16 protein-coding genes are annotated in these 24,244 nt (G+C 47.1%); 8 read left to right on the forward strand and 8 right to left on the reverse strand.

Features of this window, described 5'->3' with window-relative positions; translation table 11 throughout:
- Positions 1-342 precede the first annotated feature (342 nt).
- The 3 genes from QUB68_RS26875 to QUB68_RS26885 form a co-directional block, all read right to left on the reverse strand.
- Positions 343-1,077, reverse strand: coding sequence for a phosphoadenylyl-sulfate reductase (locus tag QUB68_RS26875; RefSeq protein ID WP_332997989.1), 735 nt, complete (start codon positions 1,075-1,077; stop codon positions 343-345).
- Between the two features lie 62 nt (positions 1,078-1,139).
- On the reverse strand, positions 1,140-1,295 hold the full coding sequence (locus QUB68_RS26880) for a hypothetical protein (protein ID WP_332997990.1): 156 nt from the start codon (positions 1,293-1,295) through the stop codon (positions 1,140-1,142).
- 106 nt (positions 1,296-1,401) lie between these two features.
- A complete protein-coding gene (locus tag QUB68_RS26885) occupies positions 1,402-2,853 on the reverse strand; it encodes an EH signature domain-containing protein (RefSeq protein ID WP_332997991.1) in 1,452 nt (483 codons plus the stop codon).
- Between the two features lie 507 nt (positions 2,854-3,360).
- Here QUB68_RS26885 and QUB68_RS26890 point away from each other — a divergent pair.
- The 8 genes from QUB68_RS26890 (at position 3,361) to QUB68_RS26925 (ending at position 19,178) form a co-directional block, all read left to right on the forward strand.
- A complete protein-coding gene (locus tag QUB68_RS26890) occupies positions 3,361-4,446 on the forward strand; it encodes a glycosyltransferase family 4 protein (protein ID WP_332997992.1) in 1,086 nt (361 codons plus the stop codon).
- Between the two features lie 608 nt (positions 4,447-5,054).
- Positions 5,055-7,433: an amylo-alpha-1,6-glucosidase gene (locus QUB68_RS26895; RefSeq protein WP_332997993.1), complete on the forward strand. Its 2,379-nt coding sequence runs from the start codon at positions 5,055-5,057 to the stop codon at positions 7,431-7,433.
- Positions 7,434-7,754: 321 nt separating this feature from the next.
- Complete coding sequence (locus QUB68_RS26900) at positions 7,755-8,120, forward strand: response regulator transcription factor (RefSeq protein ID WP_332997994.1); 366 nt, start codon at positions 7,755-7,757, stop codon at positions 8,118-8,120.
- 262 nt (positions 8,121-8,382) lie between these two features.
- On the forward strand, positions 8,383-8,883 hold the full coding sequence (locus QUB68_RS26905; protein WP_332997995.1) for a chemotaxis protein CheW: 501 nt from the start codon (positions 8,383-8,385) through the stop codon (positions 8,881-8,883).
- 107 nt (positions 8,884-8,990) lie between these two features.
- A complete protein-coding gene (locus QUB68_RS26910) occupies positions 8,991-14,432 on the forward strand; it encodes a methyl-accepting chemotaxis protein (RefSeq protein WP_332997996.1) in 5,442 nt (1,813 codons plus the stop codon).
- A gap of 474 nt (positions 14,433-14,906) precedes the next feature.
- A complete protein-coding gene (locus QUB68_RS26915; protein WP_332997997.1) occupies positions 14,907-17,726 on the forward strand; it encodes a hybrid sensor histidine kinase/response regulator in 2,820 nt (939 codons plus the stop codon).
- A gap of 250 nt (positions 17,727-17,976) precedes the next feature.
- Positions 17,977-18,447 carry a chemotaxis protein CheW gene (locus tag QUB68_RS26920; protein WP_332997998.1) on the forward strand — a complete coding sequence of 157 codons (471 nt, stop codon included), beginning with the start codon at positions 17,977-17,979 and terminating at the stop codon, positions 18,445-18,447.
- A gap of 83 nt (positions 18,448-18,530) precedes the next feature.
- The gene (locus QUB68_RS26925; protein WP_332997999.1) at positions 18,531-19,178 is read left to right on the forward strand and encodes a pentapeptide repeat-containing protein; all 648 of its coding nucleotides are present in this window, start codon (positions 18,531-18,533) and stop codon (positions 19,176-19,178) included.
- 94 nt (positions 19,179-19,272) lie between these two features.
- On the opposite strand, the gene urtE is transcribed toward QUB68_RS26925, so the two are convergent.
- The 5 genes from urtE to QUB68_RS26950 all read right to left on the reverse strand — a co-directional run bounded on the left by urtE (position 19,273) and on the right by QUB68_RS26950 (position 24,152).
- The gene (gene urtE, locus QUB68_RS26930; RefSeq protein ID WP_332998000.1) at positions 19,273-19,971 is read right to left on the reverse strand and encodes an urea ABC transporter ATP-binding subunit UrtE; all 699 of its coding nucleotides are present in this window, start codon (positions 19,969-19,971) and stop codon (positions 19,273-19,275) included.
- Positions 19,972-20,142: 171 nt separating this feature from the next.
- Complete coding sequence (urtD, locus tag QUB68_RS26935; RefSeq protein WP_332998001.1) at positions 20,143-20,889, reverse strand: urea ABC transporter ATP-binding protein UrtD; 747 nt, start codon at positions 20,887-20,889, stop codon at positions 20,143-20,145.
- Between the two features lie 124 nt (positions 20,890-21,013).
- Positions 21,014-21,742 (reverse strand): TIGR00266 family protein, encoded by a 729-nt coding sequence (locus tag QUB68_RS26940; RefSeq protein ID WP_332998002.1) that lies wholly within the window; start codon positions 21,740-21,742, stop codon positions 21,014-21,016.
- A gap of 87 nt (positions 21,743-21,829) precedes the next feature.
- Entirely contained in the window at positions 21,830-22,972 is a 1,143-nt protein-coding gene (gene urtC, locus QUB68_RS26945) for an urea ABC transporter permease subunit UrtC (RefSeq protein ID WP_332998003.1), read from the reverse strand.
- A 25-nt stretch (positions 22,973-22,997) separates the two neighbouring features.
- Positions 22,998-24,152 (reverse strand): ABC transporter permease, encoded by a 1,155-nt coding sequence (locus QUB68_RS26950; protein WP_332998039.1) that lies wholly within the window; start codon positions 24,150-24,152, stop codon positions 22,998-23,000.
- Between the last annotated feature and the right edge of the window lie 92 nt (positions 24,153-24,244).

Raw genomic sequence — 24,244 nt, forward strand, 5'->3', positions numbered from 1 at the left:
AGTACCTGGCATAAAAAATTTTCTGATTTTCGATCATTTTATCAAAGTTCGGTTACAAGCTCATCTTAATTTTTATTGCTGGTAAGTAGCACGCATTTATTCTTAAAATTCTTGTGGGGTGGGCTTCTAGCCCGCCTCAAAATTAAATTTAAATGCCGCAACAGCTTATAAATTGCCTATCCGCAAGGTACGCACTGTGCACCCTACGACTAATCTATGGCGTTGCATATTTGCGTGATAATTTTGAATTTTATATGAGCTGAAAACCATTATTTTTTCGGGCGGGCTAGAAGCCCACCCCACAAGATTCATCTCATAATTATGCAATGCCTAATTGATGTACTATTTTTGTGCATTACCAGCGTGCAAGCCGCACTCTTTCATCGTCGATTCTTCCCACCACCAACGACCTTCGCGCTCGTGTTGGTTGGGCAATACTGGTTTTGTACAAGGTTCGCAACCAATGCTGACAAAACCGCGTTCGTGCAACTTGTTGTAAGGCACTTCCAAGGCGCGAATGTACTCCCAAACTTCGGCAGAAGACCAGTTTGCTAAGGGGTTGAATTTAATTAATTCGCGATCGGGAGTTGAGAATGCACCGTCAACTTCAATCACCGGAATACCGTTGCGGGTACTGGGGCTTTGGTCTTTGCGCTGACCAGTAATCCAAGCATCGAGAGTATTTAGTTTGCGGCGCAGCGGCTTGACTTTTCGCACGCCGCAGCATTCTTTGTGACCGTCTTCATAAAAACTAAACAATCCCTTTTCATCTACTAGGGCTTGTACTTCTGCTGCATCGGGAAACATTACTTCTATTTTAATGCCGTAATGTTTTCTGACTTGTTCCAAAAACTGATAGGTTTCGGCGTGCAATCGTCCGGTGTCTAGCGTAAAAACGCGGAAGTTTTTGGTGATTTTTGAGGCGATGTCAATCAAGACTACATCTTCGGCACCGCTGAAAGAAATTGAGATATTGTCAAAATTGTCTAGGGCAAATTTGATAATTTCTCGCGGTGTTTTCTGACTGTATTCTGTTTCTAAGGTGGCAATGTTGAGATTTCTCTGGGTGGCAACCATGTTTTCACGCGATCGGTGTTCTTTTCTCTAACCCTCGATTATAGCCGATCGCAGTATCTATCTCACAGATTAATTTTACTGCATCTTGCGCCAGTCTTTTCGGCTGTGCGATCGGGATCAAGGATGGCGATCGCCCGTTTGTCGCAATTTCGGTCATCCCAAAACTCTTCTACCGGGAAAAATACGACTGTCGCGCCGTCAATGAGCACTGATATCATTTCTCCTCGCTCCACCACTGAAAAACAGGTTTGATAGTTCGGACTTTAGTCCGCATGAATTTTTGCGGACTAAAGTCCGAACGATCAAACTGATTATTCGCAATTATTATGACAATGATTCCATTTCTTTCTGCCATTTTTTTAACAAAATATCTCGCTCTTTTTGTTCCTGAGGTTCGGGTATTCTCAAGCCATTTGCAGCATCATATTTGCCGTAATACTGCGACATTCCCTGAAAAGATTTAGTCCCATGATTGGGTACGATATTTTTCTGTTTCAGCCACTTTTCGCAATAACTTTGCCACATAAAAACGCGATCGTGCACTTCGCCGCCTAATTTTCTGATGCGCTTAATTGAAAGTTCTTTTTTGACAAACAACAGCCGATCGCTCTCTTTGCTGCGCTTAATCAAGCGAATTTCGGCCCCAGTTCCCCGGAAAAACTCGATCGCATAATAGCCCTCTAACTGAAAAATGCAAACTTCAGTTACTTCGCTGCCGTCCTCTGGTAAGATATCCACATCAAACGGCAACTGGTAGCCGATCGCACTCGCAGACGACTGCGGCAACAGCAACCGCACCCGCTGGAGGCGATCGCTATAATTTGCCCAAAAATCGCGGCGCTCCTCCAACTGCTTAATTTCCGCATCAGACAGCCGCAGCATCCGCGCCACCAAATCGATTGTTTTCTGGAAATAACTGTAATTTAGTCCGCCAATCCATCGAGTCAGCGACTCTTGGGCGGGAGCCGAAAGTAACTGCAATTTCGGATAATATTCGGAGCGCACCCACTCAACCAATTTCAGCCGTTGATTTTTGAGAACATCGCTCGAAATTTTAACTAACAATTCTTCAACTGCTGCCACTTGCTGCGCTGGCGGCATTTCCTTCAAGCACCTGAGCAGCCATTCTACGCCCGACAAATCGGCAACCTGATTTTTAGCAAAAATTCCCGCCAAGTGTGCTTGAGCGCGATCGACGATAGGAATGTGCGCGGGTAATTGAGCTTTTGCTAACAGTTCCCTCGGAGTTTTTAGATATTGCCAGCTCAGTTTTGCTAGTTCATAATCAGAGCTATCGCGGGTTAGTATTTTAATAATTTGTACGGGCAAAGCATCGGTACCAATCGCTGTATTAGCAAAGTCGGCAAAGCACTCAACCAAAGCTCGATCGAGTACGGGAACATTGCTATTTTCAGCATTTTCTAACTGGTGGCTGTGATGGAGAGCTAAACGCCACAGCAACTGCTGTTTCAGGCGCGGATTGTTCTGAGCTACCAGCCAAATAGCTTGGGATATTTCTGGGGATATAGCGGGGTTTTTAATATCCCATTCAGCTTTTGCCCAGAGGCAATAAGTCCATTCCAGAGGAGTAATGCTGTCAGCTCTATCGCTGTGAATATCTGCAATAATTTCTGTTATGCTTCGCAGCGATATTTCTTTTACTTTCGGAATATTTGGCTTGCTTGTAGGTGCAAAATTGCCAGCATTTTTGATTTTTTCTGGTAGGCGCTGGCTGGGGTTTGGCGGCAGTTGAATCTCGCGAAAATGAACGCTCATATAGCAGTTGACAGTTGACAGTTGACAGTGGACAGTTGACAGTTGCATAACCCGAATCAAACCATTGATGCAGTACGGGTATCGGCTCTATTCATCAAGTTATTTATGTCCTCACCGATATGGCGGTTTCTATAATTTTAAAACCCTGTTAATTTCGATCGCCCGGGCATCAGTCCCATTATTGTAGTAGTTTACACAATTTTCGATATTCAGGCAAGGTACGACTGGAAAAACTCGCTGGCGTTGCGTGTGATTCTCTCTTTTGGCAGAAGTCAATGCAGCTTGTCCGTGCGGCAGTAGCCTTGTCAACTCAAAAAGCACAAAAGTGCGATCGGGCTACGTGACAATCTCCCTCTCAGGTAGCATAGACTAAATTTGTAAAATGTTATTAAATTTAATTGGACGCGACAACAACTCACAAGTTAAGAGAAGTTGCCCACACTACCTACCGCAACCACCCTCTCTCGCGTAGCAAATTTTAATTTAAATAAAACAAGAAGGTTTGTGATGAGAATTGCCCAAATTGCCCCCCTATTCGAGCGAGTTCCGCCCCCAGCTTACGGAGGAATTGAACTGGTAGTCAGCCTCTTGACCGAGGAATTAGTTAAGAGGGGACATGAAGTCACCTTATTTGCCTCCGGCGATTCAATTACTTCGGCTAATTTAGAATCAGTTCACCCCAGAGCGTTGCGTCTCGATTCCACCGTTAAAGAATACGGCATTTACGATATGATGCAACTGAGCAAAGTATATGGAAAAGCCGGAGAATTTGACATCATTCACTCCCACGTAGGCTGCGCAGCTTTGTCTTACTCGCACTTAGTAAAAACGCCCACAGTTCACACCCTCCACGGCATTTTTACCCCAGACAACGAGAAGATGTTTAGCTTGGCCCGCACTCAGCCCTATGTAAGTATTTCTAACTCTCAGCGGGAAGATAGATTAAATCTCAACTGCGTCGGCACAGTCTATAACGGCATCGATCCGGCAACCTACGAATTTCACCCGCAGCCGGACAATCCTCCTTATTTAGCTTTTCTCGGTCGAATTTCATCGGAAAAAGGGGCGCATTTAGCCATACAAATTGCTAAAGCCTCCGGCTGGCATTTAAAGATGGCAGGCAAAGTTGATGTGGTCGATCGCGAATATTTCGAGCAAGAAATCAAGCCGCACATCGACGGCGAACAAATAGAATATTTAGGCGAAGCCAACCACGCTCAAAAAAGCGTTCTGATGGGCGGTGCAGTAGCGACATTATTTCCGATTACTTGGCGCGAACCTTTCGGGTTAGTCATGATTGAATCAATGGTAACCGGAACCCCCGTGATTGCCATGAAATTAGGCTCGACTTCCGAAGTAATTGTTCACGGAAAAACGGGTTTTCTGTGCGAAAGCGTGGCAGAATGTATCGCCGCCATCGAGCCCACCCGGGAACTCGATCGCAGCGCTTGCCGCCAACACGCAGTCGATCGCTTCAGCGTTAAAACAATGGTCGATGGCTATGAAGCAGTTTACCAACAAATTTTAAAAGATCGCTTTTCCCAAAACGGTCACGCGCATCATTTGGCTGAATTAGAACTGCACAGCAGATAGCTGGACAAGGACAAATTAAACGCAAGGTTGGTTTACAGATATCAAATTTACGCACAAGACTTAAGAAACCGGGTTTTTACGGAAAAACCCGGTTTTTGCATTGATTATATTATCGTTTTATACCAATTATGAAAAACATTTATTTGTACCTCAAAATTAGAGAATCTCATCTGTAGGGAAACGGCATTGCCGTGTCCGGCGGGGAGTTATGCAAATGAAAGATAATTTGTATAGAATTAATAATTTTATCAAGAACTTTTAAAATTGGTATAAGTTGCTATCGAACTAGGCTCGAAGTCTCAGGAAGAAGGACACGGCAGTGCCGTGTCCCTACAGAATTTTATGGGATTGAAAACAGCAATATTAGTTGAGTACATATTCTGCTGATTTTCTCCCAATCGCCCCAAAATTTGAAGCGATTGGGAGAAAAAATAAATTTCTTTGAGGAATCTAACTATTTGTTGGCAGCAGGCAAAAAAAATGGTATGATGCCAACAGTGAAGCATTACATCAGGGCGCTTCACATTTAAATGTAATGTCAAAAGTCAAGAGTCTAAAGCTCCAGAAAATTAAACTTTTGAAAGGCTGGGAAGCCACTTTTAGTAACAATGACCGATACATATGAACTAGAAGGACAAACATTTGTCGCCGCTGCCGAGGCACCTATAACTGAGTGGCCTTGCGCGATCGCCGATCGACCTCAACCAACACTCACCCTCAAAGACGACGATTTATTTCTGATTACCGACACCCTCGGCAACATCTCGGGCTGCTTAGAAGACGACAACGTTGCCAGCCTCGGATTGTTTTGCCACGACACCCGCTTCCTCAGCCGCCTAGAATTGCAAATTGAAGGGCGATCGCCAATCTTGCTCAGCAGCAATGCCGAAAAAGGCTACCTGCAAACAGTGTTGTGTTCAAATCCCCGCATTGACGATCGCATCCCGGCAGAAACCATCGGCATCAGGCGAGAAATGGTGCTCAACGGCGGTTTGTTTGAAGACATAGAAATCACCAACTACACCACAAAACCAGTCAGCTTTGAAATAAGTCTCAGCTTCAACTCAGATTTTTTAGACTTATTTGAAGTCCGGGGTTACGGCCGCGAAAAACGGGGGAAACTCCTGCGCCTCATGCCGAAAAAAAACGCAGCAGAATCGGACGGCTTCTTTGCAGGCAAAGAAGCCATTCGCGCCCCGGCTAACGGCAATAGCGATGGTGAAAATGTGGCATTAGAAAACCCAAATGCGGAAATTCAAATATCAGCAAAAAACCAGAGCGACGGAAAGTCGCTCGCCCCATCCCCTTCCTGCGAGCTTCTTGAAGATTTAACCCTTGCCTACCAAGGTTTAGACGGCTCGGTGATGGAATCTCGAATCGAGTTTTACAACCAGCCGCCGGCAATGCTTCAGGGCAACACAGCAGTGTGGCACATTTCCTTAGAATCCCACGAAGCCATCAAATTGGGATATCGGCTTAAAATGCTGATCGACGGCAAATCCATCTCCAAAGTCAGCACTCCCGTAAACCTAATTCAAGCCAAAGCAGCGGAACTTTTAGAAGAGCGAGAATGGCTGAGCGAAATTACCAGAATCAACTCGGACAAAAATACCTTTAACCGACTCCTCAAACGCGCGGAACAAGACATTTATTCCCTGCGGCAAACCTTTGGTAAAGGCAAAGCAATTTCAGCGGGAGTTCCCTGGTTTTCAACATTATTCGGCCGCGACTCCATCATCGCCGCTTCTCAAATCTTAATTCTCGATCCAACTTTAGCCCGAGAAACCCTGACAACTTTAGCTCACTATCAAGGCAAAAATGATGACGATTGGCGCGACGAAGAACCGGGCAAAATACTGCACGAAATTCGCATGGGAGAAATGGCTCGCTGTCAAGAAATCCCCCACACTCCTTATTACGGAACAGTCGATGCAACGCCGCTGTGGTTGATGCTTTACGCTGAATATTACGCCTGGACTTACGACAACGAAACTTTAGATCTTTTGTGGCCGAATGCCTTGGCAGCGATGGAATGGATCGATCGCAAATGTGCCGCCACAGGCTACCTCAGCTATTACAAAAAATCCCAGCGCGGCTTAGCAAATCAAGGCTGGAAAGACTCGGGAGATTGTATAGTCAACAGAGCTGGCGTCATGGCAGAAGGAGCGATCGCCCTTTGCGAAGTCCAAGCCTACGTTTACGCTGCCAAAATCCGGCTGGCAGAGATTGCCCACAGCAAAAAACGCATAGATTTATTCGATCGCTGGAAAGCCGAAGCCGAAGACCTAAAAACCAGATTCAACCGCGATTTTTGGATCGAAGATTTAGGTTATTGCGCCCTAGCATTAGACGGCGAAGGCAAACCCGCAGACAGCATTTCCTCCAATCCCGGACACTGTTTGCACCTCGGCATTTTGTCCGATGAAAAAGCTCAAAGCGTAGCAGAAAGATTGCAAGCCCCAGATATGTTTAGCGGTTGGGGAATTCGCACCCTGTCCTCAAAATCTCCCGCCTACAATCCCATAGGCTACCACACAGGCTCAGTCTGGCCGCACGACAACGCTTTGACAGCTATGGGATTGCGATCGCTCGGTCGCGTCGAACAAGCCCTAGAAGTAGCTCAAGGCTTGTTTGACATGACATTGCTGCAACCCTACGAGCGTCCCCCCGAACTTTTTTGCGGCTACGAGCGCAACAGCGAGAGCGATCGCCCCGTGCAGTATCCTGTAGCTTGCTCGCCCCAAGCTTGGGCAACCGGCAGCATTTTTCAACTGTTGCAAATGATGTTAAATTTGGTTCCTGATGCCCCTAACAACCAACTGCGAATTATCGATCCAGCCTTACCAGAATCAATTAATAAATTGTCGCTAAATAACTTAAGGATAGGATCGACTCTGCTGGATCTGGAATTTGAGCGCTCGGGTTCATCCACAGCTTGTCGGGTAATGAAAAAACGGGGTAATTTGCGAGTAATTATCGAAGCTTAAATTTGGCTGATGGGGAATTGGTAATTACCAATTCCCCATTGCTAATTCCTAATTCCCTCAAAAGCACTTAAATCCCGTACCTTGCTCGTTGCCGAACTTCCCTCTTCCCTTCGGCCATGTGACCGGCTATATTGTATTTAGAAGTGCATTAATTTGTTGGCAAAGCGGCGCTTTCAAACAACCATAGCGTTTAAATCGAAACGTTCGCCTCGATTTAAGCGCCTCGATTAAAAGCGGGGCGAAGCGGGGCGAAAGCCATCGCGTAAGAAGCTTCTGAATCAAGATTGTCCGCAGTCGAAAACAGTAAGGAAGTGTGGAATTATGTCAAAAATATTAGTAGTGGACGATGTTCCCAGCGAACTAGAAATCATCTGCCGCATTCTGCAAGATGCCGGAATGCAGGTGATCCGGGCTGGCGACGGCGAAGAAGCGATCGCCCTGATCCGAGAAGTTCCTCCGGATCTCGTCGTTTTAGACGTAGTGATGCCGCGCATGAACGGATTTGAAGTGATCAGAGAATTGCGGGGCGATCGCGCAACTGCACACCTACCAGTAGTATTTTGTACTCATAAAAACACTGATATCGATAAAGCTTGGGGCACTGATTTAGGCGCCGACGCTTATGTCAGCAAACCCTTTGAACCTCAGCAACTCGTCAACATCGTGCAGCGCCTGCTGTCAGCGTAAACACAATATAAAGCGATCGGCAGTTATCACAAAAAACATTATACCTAGAAACCCCGTTTTTTTTTAATAAACTGGGTTTCAAAATCCCCTAAAAGTTTGGCGTTTAATGATAGCTACCTGCCCGGTTGCCCAACCCGCAATTTATTTAACCCAAGTATTTGATCCACAAAAAATGCTCCTGAAAAACTTGCAGCGAGCGATCGGCTTTCCTGACCAAGCAAAATCCTAATTTGTAAGATACACTAGAAACAAAAAATCTCTAATGAAAACAACTGCTCCCCCGGCTGCGGGGAATCAGACAAGTGGAACAAAGCAATTTCTCCTTTTCGGTCAAGGAGACAGTCAGTTTGGCGTAGAGTTAGAAGCAGTGCGAGAAGTGCTTTCCCTCAAAGAACAACCGATTTCCCCGGTTCCCAACACCCTGCCATTTTTGCTGGGATTAACCAACCTGCGGGGCGAAATTCTAGCAGCAGCAGACTTCGGACGGTTTGCAGGCATCGAACCGGTTGACACCCATCACCCAAGCAGCCGCATCTTAGTGGTGGAAGCGCCAGATCCGCGAGACGTGAGATTGTCGAGAATGCGGATGGGATTGGCCGTCTCCCGCGTCGAAGGAGTTTTGTCTCTAAATCCCGATCGCACTGTCTCGGCGGTAGATGTCAGTCCCGATTTAGCTCCCTTCTTAAAAGGTTTGTACAATTCCGAGGGACGCTTGCTAATGATTGTCGATGTAGAAGCGATCGCCCATTCCGAACGCTGGTAATTAAACAGTTGACAGTTGACAGTTGACAGTTGACAGTTGACAGTTGACAATTTATCAAATAACTACTAACCAATAACTACTAACCAATAACTACTAACCAATAACTTATGCAGCTTCTCTATAGCTCGATCGCAACAACTTTCACCTTGACATTGCCAGACTTCTCCCTATCGCTGGTAGCTGGGACAGCTAATTGCATCATTTCTTTGTGTTACTTTGCCATCGCCTCCCTGATCACCTTAGGTTTGTGGCGAAACCGTCAATTTGGGTTCGACATCTTCGCCACAGTCACAGCCGGCATATTTTGGAGCTGCGCTTTCGGGCACAGCGGCCACGCCGCCGAATTCCTGGGACTGCCACACTCTCCGGTGGTGCAAACTGTCTCGGATTGGATAACTGTAATTCCGGCGATCGCATTTTTGAGTTTGTCTAACCGCTACCAGTTATTAGTAGGTTCCACCCAAATCCTGAACTCCAAAAAAGAAACAGAACAAGCGCTGAGCGAAACTACCCAGCGATTTCAAGCAATCTTCGACCAAGCTTTTCAACTAATCGCAGTATTGCAGCCAGACGGTACTCTGCTCGAAGCCAATCAGACAGCACTAGAATTGGGCGATTTCCAAGCATCAGAAGTGCTGGGGCTGAAATTTTGGCACACACCTTGGTGGGCCTCATCCCCAACCAACCAGCAGCGCCTCAAAACGAACATTCAACAAGTCTCGGCAGGCAAATTTGTGCGGGAAGAATACGAAATCACCGGCATCAACAACCAGGTGACAGTAATTGACGTGTCGTTTAAGCCGCTGTTAAATGAAACAGGAGAAGTATTTCAAATCCTCGCCGAAGGCCGCGACATTACCCAGCGCAAACAGACAGAAGAGGCATTGCAGCAGATTACCGCAGAACTAGAGCAGCGAGTCAATGAAAGAACCGAGCAGATTCAGGAAACCAACGCACTATTGCAACAGGAAGTTCGCGAACGCACCGCAGTCCAAGAACAATTAAAAGCGTCTGAACAATTCTTAAACAACGTCCTCAACACCATCCCCGACCCAATTTACGTCAAAGACGAACAGCACCGCTGGTTAACATTAAACGACGCTTTTTGTCAATATATCGGTCGCAGCCGAGAAGAACTAATTGGTAAATCCTACCGCAACTTCTTGCCTAAAGAACAAGCAGAAATATATGAAGACAAAAACAAATTAGTTTTCTTGGCAAACACGAGCATCGAAACCCAAGAAACTATCACAGAGCCAGCCGGAAACACTCGCTTTCTATCCGTCAAAAAATCAACCTTTGTAGATGCCTGCGGTAGCAAAATCCTGGTTTGCGCCATTAGAGAAATTACCAAGCGCGTGCGCATGGAAGAACAACTGCGGCAGACACTCGCCGCAGCAGAAAGCTCCCAAAACTTGCTGCGGACAGTCATTGACGCTACGCCAGACTGCATCTTCGTCAAAGATCTAAACTTTCGCTACACCCTAGTCAATGCAGGTTTCGCCGCCGCCTTCGGCAAAACTCAAGCAGAAATTATCGGCTTTTCTGATGGAGAAATTGGTATATCTGCCGATCGCATCTTCGGCAACTTCCACGCCCAAACAGACTCCCAGAACCAAATCCAAAACTTCCGGGCCGACAACCAGCGCGCCCTGATTATCAACGACTTCGCCACCTTAGCCGACGGCCAAGTACACAGCTTCGACACCCAGAAATTGCCTCTCAAAGACGCAGAAGGCAACATTTTAGGAATACTAGGCTTCGCGCGCGACATCACAGAGCGCAAGCAAACTGAAATCGAAAACCAAAGATTGATTGCGATCGTCGAAAACAGCTCAGATTTTATCGGCGTAGGAACATTGGAGGGACAGTCAACATACCTGAATCCTGCGGGCATGAAGCTAAACGGAATCAAAAATCTCGAAGAAGTCAGAACCAAAAGTATATTGGAATCCTTCTCGAAGGAAGACGCGAAAATATTGGCAGAAGAGATTCTTCCTGCTGTCATACGAGATGGATTGTGGGAGGGCGAATTCCGGTTGAAACACTTTCAAACCGGCGAAATTATTCCCGTTGACTTTACCCTATTTACTCTCAAAGACCCAGAAACAGGCGAGCCTATTGGTTTAGCAACTGTGACGCGCGACATTCGCGATCGCAAACGGGCAGAAGAGATGCTGCGCGATCGCGAAAGACTGTTCCGAGCCATTTTCGATCAATCCTTCCAATTAATCGGGCTGCTAGAACCAGACGGCACTGTTTTAGAAGTCAACCAAACAGCCCTGACAGTCGCCGGAATGCAGCGCTCGGACTTCGTAGGCACCCAGTTTGCCGACAATCTGTGGTGGCAAATTTCCCCAGAAGCCAAGCAAAAAGTGCAAGCTGCCGTCGCCTCTGCCGCCGCCGGCGAATTTGTCCGCTACGAAGCCGACGTGCTCGTGGCTGGGGGTGCTGTGATGACTGTGGACTTCTCCCTCAAACCCATCAAAGACGACAGCGGCAAAGTCGTGCTGCTAATTCCAGAAGGCCGCGACATCAGCGATCGCAAAGCCTTAGAACGAGAACTCGCTTTGCGTCAAGCTCGCTTTGACGCATTTTTTGCCGCAGCACCAGCGGGAATGTTTATCACCGACGACCAACTGCGGTTCGTGCAGTTCAACGAAAAGCTTGCGGAACTCGGCGGCCAGCCGGCTGCGGCATACATGGGCAAAACCCTCTGGGAAGTCGAACCAGAAATGGCACCGACGCTAGGCCCCCTGTACCAGCAGGTTTTTAGTAGCAACGAACCGATTTTAAACCTCGAAGTCTCCCAACCCACGAACGCGCAGCCAGAGGTATTGCGGGATTGGCTGGCTTCTTACTTTCCTTTGCCGGGAGAGGACGGCAAACCCATTGGTATCGGCGGTTTCATCCTGGAAGTCACGGATCGCAAAGCCCTAGAACGAGAATTAGTTTTGCGTCAAACCCGCTTTGACGCATTTTTCGCAGCCGCCCCGGCCTCGATGTTTATTTTTGACGACCAATTGCGGTTCGTGCAAGCCAACGAAAGTTTGGCCGAAACAACCGGTGTCTCAGTTGCCGAACACCTCGGCAAGACAGTCAGGGAAGTTGTACCTGAAATGGTCGATACCCTACAGCCGATGTTGCAGCAGATTCTCGCTACCAACCAACCGTTTTTAAACATTGAGGTTTCAGGTACAACTCTCAAGCAACCGGGCGCGATCCGAGATTGGCTGGCTTCTTACTTTCCTTTGCCCGGAGAGGACGGCAAACCGATGGGTGTCGGGGGAGTCGCAGTAGAAATTACCGATCGCAAAAAAGCCGAAGCAGAGCGCGATCGGTTTTTCACCCTCTCCCTCGACTTGCTTTGCATCGCCGATTTTCAAGGCAATTTCAAGCGCGTCAATCCCGCTTGGGAAAACACGATCGGCTACACGCCAGAAGAAATTCAACACCAATCTTTTCTCGATTTTGTCCATCCAGACGATCGCGAAAAAACCGCAGCAGAATTGGCAAAAATAGCCAGCGGCCTCGAAACAATGACTTTTGAAAATCGCTACCGCTGCAAAGACGGTTCCTACAAATGGCTGTCCTGGAAATCGCGACCTCTAGCCGAAGAAAAGATCATGTATGCAGTCGCTCGCGACATTACCGAAAGCAAACAAAGAATTACTCAACTGCAAGAAACAACAGCCCAATTAGCCCGTTCGGAAGACGAATTTAGAGGACAAAGCAATCTCTTGCAACTGCTAATTGACAGTATTAGCGACGGCGTAATTGCTGCCGACGCAAATGGCAATTTTGTTTTGTTCAACCCCGCCGCTGAAAATATCTTTGGCTTGGGTTCGACAAATACTCTCCCCGACGAGTGGTCTGGAAAATACGGCTTATTTTTGCCAGATCAAGTCACTCCCTATCCCGCAGCCGACATACCCTTAACGCGCGCGATTCGAGGAGAATCAGTGGACAACATAGATGTTTTCACCCGCCACGCAGGCAAGCCCGAGGGCCTGTGGGTGAAAATTAGCGGCCGGCCGCTCAAAGACGAAACGGGGGCGCTCAAAGGCGGCGTAGTCGTTTGCCGCAACATCACCCAAGAAAGAGCATCCCAGCAGCAGATGCAGCAGTTGGCCGAGACACAGGAACGCTTGCTGCAAGAACTCAAAACGCGGCAAAATGCCCTCGATGAAGCTGCGATCGTCAGCGAAAGTGACCTCAAAGGCACGATTACCTACGTCAATGAAAGATTCAGTCAAATCTCCGGTTACAGCATGGGAGAACTGCTGCACCGCGACCACCGCATCGTCAATTCCGGCTACCATCCCAAAGCATTTTTTCAAGAAATGTGGCTGACAATTTCTCGCGGCTTGGTGTGGAAAGGGGAAATCAAAAATCGGCGCAAAGATGGCTCGTTTTACTGGGTAGATTCCACAATCGCCCCCATCTTCGATACTGACGGCACAATCGTCAAATATATCGCCATCCGCTTTGACATCACCGAGCGCAAAGAGGCAGAAGAAGGACTGGAAAAATTTGCCGCAGAACGTAAAGCTGAAGCCGATTCGATGACGCAGCAAGTCCTCAAACTGTTAGGAGAAATTAAAGGTGCGGCTCAAGGTGACTTGACAGTCAGGGCGGAAGTGACTAACGACGTTTTAGGTGCTGTCGCCGATTCTTTCAACTTCTTAATCGGTTCTCTGCGGAAGGTGGTAACGGGAATTCAAACTTTAGCCGAACAGGTAACATCTGCCACGGGCGAGTCTATTACTAATACGAGCCAACTCACTCAACAGGCGGAAGTTCAAGCAACAAAAATATCTGCGATCATGCGGGAAATCGAGCGGATTGTGAATTCGATCCGCGACGTGCGAGATGTTTCGGTGCGCGCCGAAACGGTTGCTCAGCAATCTTCTCACACCGCCGAAGTCGGCGGTATGGCGGTCGATCGAGCTGTCCAAGGTATTAACGAGCTCCGATTGACGATCGCCTCAACCTCAAAAATGATGAAGCGTTTGGGCGAATCTTCCCAGCAAATCGGCAAAATTGTCACTTCGATTTCTCAACTTGCGTCGCAAACCAATTTGTTAGCTCTGAATGCTACGATTGAAGCGGCACGAGCCGGCGAACAAGGTTTAGGTTTTGCAGTTGTCGCCGAAGAAGTGCGGAAGTTGGCAGAGCGATCGGCCGGCGCTACTGAAGAAATTTCGGAAATTGTCGGTACAATTCAAGAAGAAATTAGTCGCGTGATGAAGGCAATGGAATCGGGAACGCTAGAGGTAGTCGAAGGCACTAAGCTAGCCAGCGAAGCTAAAACTCACCTCAATGCTATCATCGAAGTTAGTCGAGAAATGAATGCTTTGGTGCAGAATATTACTCGCGCTTCTGCTAAACAAACTGTTTCGGCTGAGGAAATTTCTAACAGTATGCAGCAAGTCAATGAGATTGCGAATACGACGGCACAAAAGGGTTCGGATGTTAAGGCATCTTTGGACGATTTGTCCGGTTCTGTTAGCAAATTGCAAAAGTCGGTGGCAAATTTCCGCAGTTAGTTATCAGTCATTAGTCATTAGTCATATTAAATCCGGTTAAATACCACGATTCCGTAGGGGCGGGTTCACCAAGAATCTTTAATTCCCACCGACAATCTACATAAACCCGCCCCCACCCAACGCAACGCCGGTCGATCGCATTTCTGTCGTTGGGGCAAGAAACCGGGTTTCTCCGAACAATTTGGGTTGAGTACGATAAATTTAGGAAGAAACCCGGTTTCTGAGATTATTTGGGGCAGGAAACCGGGTTTCTGAGAAAGTTTTGGGTTGAGTAGGATAAATTCAGGAAGAAACCCGGTTTCTGTCGTTGGGGGCGGGGCGGGTTTATGTAGATTGTTGGTGAGAATTATAGATCAGGGTGAACCCGCCCCTACAGCAATTATGGTCAATTCAGCGGACATCATCTAAGAAGTGACTAATGACTAATGACTACTAACTAATGACTAATGACTACTAACTAATGACTAATTTAATATGAATGACGATGATTTAAACGAATTAATAGATGCTTTTACCGCAGAAACTCAAGAGTTTCTCCAGTCAATGGAGACTCACCTGTTGGCTATGGAAGGCGCAGATTTGAAAGGGCGACAAGCGGCTGTTAAAGAAATGTTTCGGGGCGCTCACTCGATTAAAGGTGCGGGTTCGATGTTGGGCTTTCAAAACGTGTCTGGGGCGGCTCACACGCTGGAGGACTGTTTTGTCATTTTGCGCGATCGCACGGACTTGTCGGCCCTGGAACCGACGACTGTAACTGTTTTGCTGCAAGGGGTGGACATTCTCAAAAAGATTGCGCTCGAAGCTATCCAGCACTCGGATGTCAGCACTCCCGATCAAACGGCAAACTTGCAGGCGATCGCCCAAATTCACGCCCAGTTCGAGGCCAAGTACGGCAAACCCGAACCGCCACCAATCCCCGCAGCCAGTCAATCGGCAGCCCCCGAAACCCTGAAACTGATTTTTGAACACCAATTACCGCCAGTCTTCAATCGCCTAGAAACCGAGCTTTCCCAAGCTTCTGAGGCAGATTTAGCAAAAAGCGTGACCGCCCTCAACCAGGTTTATTATCAACTCTCCGGTTTGGCTGGAATGCTGCAATTGCCCGATTTTGGGAAAGTCGCCGAACCCCTCAGAGATTTGATTGACTCTCCCGACTTGACTTTACAACGTTTGCAGTCCGAGGGTTGGGCGATCGCCCAAAACTTGCAAACCGCACGCCAGCAGATATTAGACGGAAGGGCGATCGAACTCCCCCAAATCTCCCCCGCACCCGCCGAAAACGCATCAGAATTAGAAGTATCCAAAACATCAGAAACCCCTCACTCACCGAATCCTCAACTCTCCCAGACTCCCACTCTCAATCCAGTTCCCAACCCGCAAAGACCAACAATCCGCGTAGACTTAGAACGCTTAACAGAATTAGTAAATCTAGTCGGAGAATTAGTCATCAACCGTACAAATTTGGAACTTCAAGAATCCGAATTGCGCGGCGAAGTCAAGCGCATCCGCCGCAGCATTGTAGATTTGAACCAATTCGGCGGTCAGTTGCGGGAAGAATATGACAGACTGAGTTTTGCAGACTGGAAAGAAGGAAACGGCAATTCGGGATTGGTGGGAAAAATTGCAGCAGCAGAAACAGAATTTCCACTGCTTGCTAACGTCAAATCCTCGATCGCCCACGAGCACTTCGATATCTTAGAGATGGATCGTTATACAGAGTTCCACTCAACCGCCGCAGAAGTCATCGAAACAGCCGAAGCAATTTCACAATCCGCCACCAAATTAGACACTTTAGCAATGAAATTCGAGCGCAGTACCGACCAACTGCGCCGCATCACCGAACAACTACGCAGCCGCGTCATGCAGTTGCGAGTCGTCAGTTTCAGCCGCGCCGTAGATCACTTACCTAGAGCGCTTCGAGATATGTGCCTCACCTACGATAAAGATGTCAACTTGCTGTTAGTAGGAAGAGATACCAAAATTGACGAAAGTTTGCTCGATGCTTTGCGCGACCCCTTAATACACTTAGTCAGAAATGCCTTCGATCACGGCATCGAAATGCCCGAAGTTCGGCAAGCAATCGGCAAGCCCGCCAGCGGTCAAATTGAAATAGAAGCCCGTCACCAAGGCGGCCAAACTATTATTACTATCGCCGATGACGGTAAAGGCATTGACCCGGAAATCATTCGCCGCAAAATTGTTAAAAAGGGTTTAGCGACGGAAGAACAAGCTCAAGAATTTTCGATTACTGAACTCTACGATTTTCTGTTTTGGCCGGGTTTCAGCACTGTCGAAGAAGTGAGCGATCTTTCCGGGCGGGGAGTCGGGCTCGACGTGGTGCGAACAAATTTGCGGACTGTGCGGGGGACTGTGAAGGTGGATTCTCGCCTGGGAAAAGGTACGAGTTTTATCATCAAACTGCCGCTGTTGCTGTCGATTACTGAGGCTTTGATGGTAAAGACCGATCGCAATAAAATAGCAGTACCACTGGATGCAGTCGAGGAAATTCTGCACATTAAAGCTTCGGAAGTTCACACCGCCGGCAATCAACCGATGTTGTGGTGGCGGGACGAATTTATTCGTTTGGTGCGGATGCAAGATTTGCTCGAATACAGCGTCGTCGCACCCGATGGCCCCTCCCCAGACCCTTTGACTCAAGACTACATTCCCGTCCTGGTTTTGGCTTCTAGCGAAGGAATGTTGGCGGTGGCCGTGGAACGCCTGATCGGCCAGCAGGAAATTGTGGTTAAACCTCTGCCGCCGCCTCTATCCAAGCCTCGCGGGGTTTTGGGGAGTACGATTTTGGGAGACGGCAAAGTTGTGACTATTTTGGATGTGGATGATTTGGTGGGTCAACCTTTGTCCAATAGTTCGATCGCCCCTATGTCCGGTAAAATGCCCCAGATGGCGCCGACTTCGAGTCAGTCACCGCAGATTTTGGTAGTGGACGATTCCTATACAATTCGGCAGTTATTGTCTCTGATGTTGACTCGTGCCCGCTACCGGGTGGTGCAGGCTAAAGACGGTGTGGATGCTCTGGAAAAGCTGCAAAATGGTCTTGATTGCAGTTTGGCGATTGTGGATATTGAAATGCCCCGGATGGATGGATTTGAATTATTGCGCTCTATGCGATCGACCCAGCGGTTTGCTAAGATTCCTGTAGCCATGCTGACATCCCGCAGCGGCGAAAAACACCGGAAAATGGCAATGGAATTAGGCGCTAATCAATATTTCACCAAACCTTACAGCGAATCCCAACTTTTAGAAGCCATCCCCAATTTAATCAAACATTAAATCATTAGTCATTAGTTATTAGTTATTAGTTATTAGTTATTGGTTATTGGTTATTAGTTATTAGTTATTGGTTATTAGTTATTGGTTATTAGTTATTGGTTATTAGTTATTGGTTATTAGTTATTGGTTATTAGTTATTAGTTATTAGTTATTGGTTATTAGTTATTAGGAATAGAAATGTTTCGAGCTTTTGGATTTACCAATTACCAATTACCAATTACCAATTACCAATTACCAAATCTAAAATCTCATGACTCACACCAATTATAATCGCCGCTTTCGCAGCAAAAAACAAGGCAATGTCAGAACGCCTCCTCGAAAACTTGTTTCCTTTGAACTAGGAAACGTTTACTATGCAGTTCCGATTGAACGGGTGCAGCGCGTTGTTAAAGACTTTGATCCCTACGGTTTTTTAGATAGCGGTCAAAGTTTAGTGCGGCACCAAGAAGAACTGATTACCCTGATTAATTTATCCAAAATATTTCCCAGCAGTCGGAGCATTGCTGACTGCAACTACCTGATTGTTTGCACCTTAAATAAGAGCGATCGCTTGGGAATTCCCATTCCTGATATGCCCAAGATTTTGGAAATTTCCGAAGAAAGCTTCTGCGAAATTCCCGAATTGTACCGCCAACAACAACTACCTCCGGTAATAGAAAAGTTAATTCGCGCACCTGACGGTTCCGAAGTCTTTTATCTGAATTTGGATCTATTTACGTAAATGTAGGGTGCTTATGGCGCACCTTTCTTGCTTAATGTGCACCACGCAATACAATATGAATGGTATATTTGCCAAAAAAAATTATGAAAAAAATCACAATACTGTCGATCGCCCTGCTAATTTTTGCCGTTACTCTAGAATATCCGAAACTGGGGCTACAACTAAGGGCGATCGGGCAAACAGCAACACCCCAACCACAAACACCACAACTACAAACACCCCAAACACCAACACCCCAACCAAAAGCAGACGATCCCAAAAACCTCGGCTACGTCTCCCCAGAATTTGCCGAAAAGTTCTCCCAGCAACAAATTGACCAAATCAACGCCAACGTCGAAACCCTGCTGATCACCCAAAGCTGCGCCCGCTGCGACCTCCGAGCCGTAAAATTAGTTAACATTCGCTTAAAAAATGCGATCGTCACAGGAGCAGATTTATCAGATGCCAACCTCAGCGGTAGTACCTTCGAGATCTCAGATTTTGTCAACACCAACCTAGCTCGCGCAGACTTAAGCGGAGCCCAATTAATAGGAGCGAGAATCAGCAACACCAACCTCAGAAAAGCCAACTTAACAGGGACAAATTTAGACGGTGCAGACCTGCGATTTTCCGACCTCAGAGACGCCAATCTTTCTAATACCAACCTGCGAAATGCTAACATAGACGGAGCCAGTTTGGATCGAGCCAGCATGGCCGGCACCACAATGCCCGACGGCAGAAAAAATCAATAACATCAAATCCGGCTTGAATATCCCTTCATTCTTGAGTCCGCGTCGGCGGACTTCGTTTGTGTAGGATAGGTTTCAACCGCCGAGTCTCATTGCATCAAACAGCCAAAAACCTCTGAATCACCTCATCACTCAACTCGCTAGTGCTTCCCGAAGCCACAATTCCGCCCTTTTGCATAGCATAATACCAGTCAGCTTGCCGCACAAAATGCAAATGTTGCTCCACCAACAAAACCGAAATTCCCCTAGTCGCAACCACGCGGCGTACAGCAGCCTCAATATCTAAAATAATCGACGGTTGAATCCCCTCCGTCGGTTCATCCAAAATCAGCAATTTCGGCTCACCCATCAAAGCCCTAGCAATAGCCAACTGCTGCTGCTGTCCCCCGCTCAAATCGCCCCCCATGCGATCGAGCATAGTCTTCAAAACCGGAAATAACTCAAAAATCTCATCAGGAACTTCAGGATTTTTTGTCAGAGTTGGTTTCGCTTCCAAACCCAAAATTAGATTTTCTTTAACAGTCAAGCGCGGAATAATTTCGCGCCCTTGAGGCACATAACCAATCCCCAATTTTGCCCGTTGGTGAGTCAACTTAGAAGCAATAGATTGTCCGCCAAAAGTAATTGTGCCACTGCGCGGTTGCAGCAACCCCATCAGAGTTTTTAGCATCGTAGTTTTGCCCACACCATTGCGGCCGATCAAACAAACCATTTGCCCCGCATTAACGCTTAAATCGACACCGCGCAAAATGTGACTTTCGCCGTAGTAAACATTCAAATCAGAAACTTGCAGCATATTGTTGACTGTTATTTGTTATTTGTTATTTGTTATTTGTTAGCTACTACTGACAACTGCCAACTGCCAACTGTCAACTGACAACTGCCAACTGACAACTGCCAACTGTCAACTGCCAACTGTCAACTGACAACTGCCAACTGTCAACTGCCAACTGCCAACTGACAACTGTCAACTGTTAGGTTTTCCCAAATATACCTCAATTACGCGATCGTCATTTTGCACCTCATCCATCGTTCCTTCACACAAAACAGCACCCTGATGGAGCACCGTCACCTTTTGAGCAATTTGCCGCACAAACTCCATATCATGTTCAATCACCAACACCGAATGACTCTCGGCCAGCGAAATCAGCAAATCTCCAGTCAGCGCCGTTTCCTCATCAGTCAAACCCGCCACAGGTTCATCCACCAACAACAAATCAGGAGATTGAGCCACCAACATCCCAATTTCCAACCACTGCTTTTCCCCGTGAGAAAGCAAACCAGCCGAAACATCAGCCTTAGCAACTAAACCAATTGTTTCTAGCAAACCTGAAACCGTGCGCTTTTCCGCTATAGGAGAACGCTTAAACAGAGTTGGAAATACATTTTTATCGCGGTTACAAGATAGCTCTAAATTTTCCCGCGGTGTTAAATTTAAGTAAACTCGCGGCGTTTGAAACTTGCGGCCAATACCCAGACGGGCAATTTGATATTCGGACAATTTGCGCAAATTGCGACCTTTAAATATTACCCGCCCTTCCGTCGGCTGCACCTTCCCGGTAATCGAATCGAGAAAAGTTGTTTTCCCCGCACCGTTGGGGCCAATGATAACTCGCAGTTCGCCCGCATCCATACTGAAATTTAAACCGTTGATGGCTTTAAAACCATCAAAGCTAACAGTCAAGTTTTCTATTTCTAATACTTTTGCATTCATAATTAGCAGTTAACTCACTAATGAATAAAAACCGATACCCTTTTGATTTTCCTGGTCAGGTGCGTCAGCCAATAGTCTCTGGACACGCCCCAAAATATGCTAAATGACGCACCCTACAGCCAGTTTATTCTAAGACAAAACTACTAGAACTGCTCGGCATTGCAGTCGGCATTGCAGCCATAATCCGCTCAGCCAACTTCGAGAGCGGCAGACTTTGCAAATACACTTTACCAGGCCCAGTTAGCTTGACCAAAAACAAGCCTTCGCCGCCAAATAGAGCATTTCTAAACCCGCCCACAAACTGAATATCGTAATCTACAGTCGGCGCAAAAGCGACCAAACAACCAGTGTCCGCCCGCAACACTTCACCAACTCCCAAATTTTTCTCAACAATTGTTCCTCCCGCATGAACAAAAGCTAGCCCGTCACCCTGCAATTTTTGCAGAATAAAGCCTTCTCCGCCAAAGAAACCAGCACCGAGCCGCTTGGTGAAAGCTACCTCAATTTCAATCCCGTTGGCCGCACAGAGAAATGAGTCTTTTTGACACAAAAATTTACCGCCAAGTTTGCCTAAATCGAGAACAATTACTTTACCCGGATACGGAGCGGCAAAAGCGACGCGGGCCTTGCGATTTCCGGCGTTGACAAAGGTGGTAATGAAAAAACCCGCTCCTGTCAGCATCCGTTTGAAACCTTGAAATAATCCGCCACCTGTGGATGTTTGCATTTGGATGTCGCCTTCCATGTATGTCATGGCTCCAGCTTCCGCCCTCACGCCTTCTTTGGGATCGAGTTCAATCTCGATGAGTTGCAAATCGTCGCCGTAGATTTTGTAGTCAATTATATCTGCCATATGTTGCCCCACAGGTTAAATAACTGAGTATTTTACTACAAAATCTTTGCTGAGAAATCCGCCATACCGTACATTATCGTTTAGCACTCAATGTTCGAGTTCTTCTTTTTCGAGCTGTACTTCGGAGTCTTGTTCTAGGCTGGGGTAAGTAGATACGTACTTAGGTCTTCTGAACAAGTGGCGGATTTGGTCGAAACCGTGATGTTGCAGCCATCCGACTAAGCCGTCGGGCAAGACTGTGACTACTATTAAGAATAGCGCGCCTTGGAAAAACAGCCAGACTTCGGGAAATTGTTCGCTCAAGAAACTTTTGCCAAAGTTGACCAGGAGTGCGCCCAATACTGCTCCCGATAATGTGGCGCGGCCTCCGACTGCTACCCAAATTACCATTTCGATCGAAAATGCTATATCCATCGCTTTTGGCGAAATAATTCCGGTTTGTACGGTGAATAATGCGCCTGCTATTCCGGCTAAACCGGCGGATATTGCAAATACTAAAACTTTGTATCCTGTGGGATTGTAGCCGGAGAAACGCAGGCGCACTTCGTCGTCGCGAATTGCTAATAGCAAGCGCCCGAAACGCCCGCTTGTCAGCCAGCGGCAGAGGGCGTAAGTTGCTGCTAGAAATAGTATGGTGAGAATGTAGAAAATATATTGAGTATCTCGACCGTTTACTGTGGCTCCGAACAGGGTTTTAAAGTCGGTGAGTCCGTTGGTGCCGTTAATCAGTTTTTGCTGGCCGTTAAAGAAGTTGAAAAATACAATTGTTGCTGCTTGGGTAAGAATTGAAAAGTAAACGCCTCGAATTCGATTGCGAAATACTAAGTAACCCAAAATTCCGCCTAAGATGGCGGGGATGAGGAATACTGCGACTACTGAGAAGGGAAAAGAGTAAAATGGTTGCCAAAACCAAGGCAGTTCGGTGACGCCGTAGAGGCTCATAAATTCGGGCAATTGAGTGCTGGCGGTTGGGGGAATTTGCAGTTTTAGGTGCATGGCGAAGGCGTAGCCGCCGATCGCAAAAAATACGCCGTGTCCCAGACTCAGCAAGCCTGTATATCCCCAAATCAAGTCTATCCCGAGAGCTGCAATTGCTAGTGCTAAAAATCTTCCCAATTGGTTGAGGCGAACGTCGGGAAGTATTCCTGGGATGAGCAAGATCAGGATCAGGGCGATCGCCCCGACAATTGCCGCTTCTTTTACCAGTGCCTTTCGTTGTATATTCTCCATTGTTTTTCGCTCAAACCTGTAGTTATTAATTCTCAACCGTGCGTCCTTTCTGCGGGAAAATCCCTCCCGGCTTCACTTGCAGAAAAGCCATAATTAAGGCAAATACCATCACTTTTGCCATGCTGGTTGTGGCAAAAAATGTGAAGAAATCAGCTAAGGGCTTGATCGGAGCGAACATTATTGCTAAAGTTCCCGAACCTATCAAGTAATTTGCAGTGCCGATCGCCATTGCAGCAACTACACTGCCCATAATCTTGCCAACACCGCCCACAACCACCACCATAAAAGTATCAACTATATAATTTTGTCCGGTATTTGAGCCTACCGAACCAATCAAACTAATCGCGCAGCCAGCAACACCAGCCAACCCCGAACCCAAAGCAAAAGTCAGCGCATCTACTTTCTCGGTAGGTATTCCCAAACAAGCGCTCATGCTGCGATTTTGCGTCACAGCGCGAATCCGCAATCCCCACACAGACTTTTGCAAAAATAGGTAAATTCCTGCCAAACAAATTCCTGTCAGCGCAATGATAAAAAGTCTGGCGTAGGGCAACTGAAAAGTGCCGAGCGGGATTCCGCCGCGCAGCCATGCAGGCGCAGTCACATCAACGTTTTGAGCGCCAAACCAAGGTTTAGTGACTGCCAGTTTGTAAGTTTCCCCTAAAAATGCGCTTACCGCCCAAGAAATACCCAAAGACAGAGGTAAAATTATGGCGATAAATGTGCTGCGAGTGCGATCGAAATCCGGGCGACGCTTCAGCACCTGCAAGCCGCCAAAAAATAGCAAACAAAACACCCCAATCCCAATTACCAGCACCCAACTGACGCTGCGGACAAACTGCTGCAAAATCAAACTTACGCCCCAAGTTGCCAGCAGAGTTTCTAGCGGGCGCCCGTAAAGATAGCGAATCACTCCGCGTTCGAGAATTAATCCTACCAACGCCGCCACTAAGAAAGCTAGGGGAATGGCAAATAAAATATACATTTCAAAAGCCAATCCTCCGATATTTTTGAAGACATTTTGCACTACAAAAGTTGTATAAGCCCCCAGCATCATCAACTCGCCGTGAGCCATATTAATCACGCCCATCAGCCCGAAAATAATTGCTAGTCCCAGGGCTGCAATTAGTAAAACAGCGCCGATGCTAATGCCGTTGAATAAACCGTCTAATAAGCCGATCGCCACTTTTTCTCCTCCTATTTTGCGATAATATTTGGTGCTGTTATGTAAGGGGTAAGGTGCGCATTGCGCACCCTACAAACTTCCTGATT

The sequence above is a fragment of the Microcoleus sp. A006_D1 genome, from assembly GCF_036702805.1.
Classification (GTDB): domain Bacteria; phylum Cyanobacteriota; class Cyanobacteriia; order Cyanobacteriales; family Microcoleaceae; genus Microcoleus.

Bases quoted from the DNA above. Each gene is read 5' to 3' on its own strand.
- QUB68_RS26875 (WP_332997989.1), bottom strand. From the start codon at position 1,077: ATGGTTGCCACCCAGAGAAATCTCAACATTGCCACCTTAGAAACAGAA.
- QUB68_RS26880 (WP_332997990.1), bottom strand. From the start codon at position 1,295: ATGATATCAGTGCTCATTGACGGCGCGACAGTCGTATTTTTCCCGGTA.
- QUB68_RS26885 (WP_332997991.1), bottom strand. From the start codon at position 2,853: ATGAGCGTTCATTTTCGCGAGATTCAACTGCCGCCAAACCCCAGCCAG.
- QUB68_RS26890 (WP_332997992.1), top strand. From the start codon at position 3,361: ATGAGAATTGCCCAAATTGCCCCCCTATTCGAGCGAGTTCCGCCCCCA.
- QUB68_RS26895 (WP_332997993.1), top strand. From the start codon at position 5,055: ATGACCGATACATATGAACTAGAAGGACAAACATTTGTCGCCGCTGCC.
- QUB68_RS26900 (WP_332997994.1), top strand. From the start codon at position 7,755: ATGTCAAAAATATTAGTAGTGGACGATGTTCCCAGCGAACTAGAAATC.
- QUB68_RS26905 (WP_332997995.1), top strand. From the start codon at position 8,383: ATGAAAACAACTGCTCCCCCGGCTGCGGGGAATCAGACAAGTGGAACA.
- QUB68_RS26910 (WP_332997996.1), top strand. From the start codon at position 8,991: ATGCAGCTTCTCTATAGCTCGATCGCAACAACTTTCACCTTGACATTG.
- QUB68_RS26915 (WP_332997997.1), top strand. From the start codon at position 14,907: ATGAATGACGATGATTTAAACGAATTAATAGATGCTTTTACCGCAGAA.
- QUB68_RS26920 (WP_332997998.1), top strand. From the start codon at position 17,977: ATGACTCACACCAATTATAATCGCCGCTTTCGCAGCAAAAAACAAGGC.
- QUB68_RS26925 (WP_332997999.1), top strand. From the start codon at position 18,531: ATGAAAAAAATCACAATACTGTCGATCGCCCTGCTAATTTTTGCCGTT.
- urtE (WP_332998000.1), bottom strand. From the start codon at position 19,971: ATGCTGCAAGTTTCTGATTTGAATGTTTACTACGGCGAAAGTCACATT.
- urtD (WP_332998001.1), bottom strand. From the start codon at position 20,889: ATGAATGCAAAAGTATTAGAAATAGAAAACTTGACTGTTAGCTTTGAT.
- QUB68_RS26940 (WP_332998002.1), bottom strand. From the start codon at position 21,742: ATGGCAGATATAATTGACTACAAAATCTACGGCGACGATTTGCAACTC.
- urtC (WP_332998003.1), bottom strand. From the start codon at position 22,972: ATGGAGAATATACAACGAAAGGCACTGGTAAAAGAAGCGGCAATTGTC.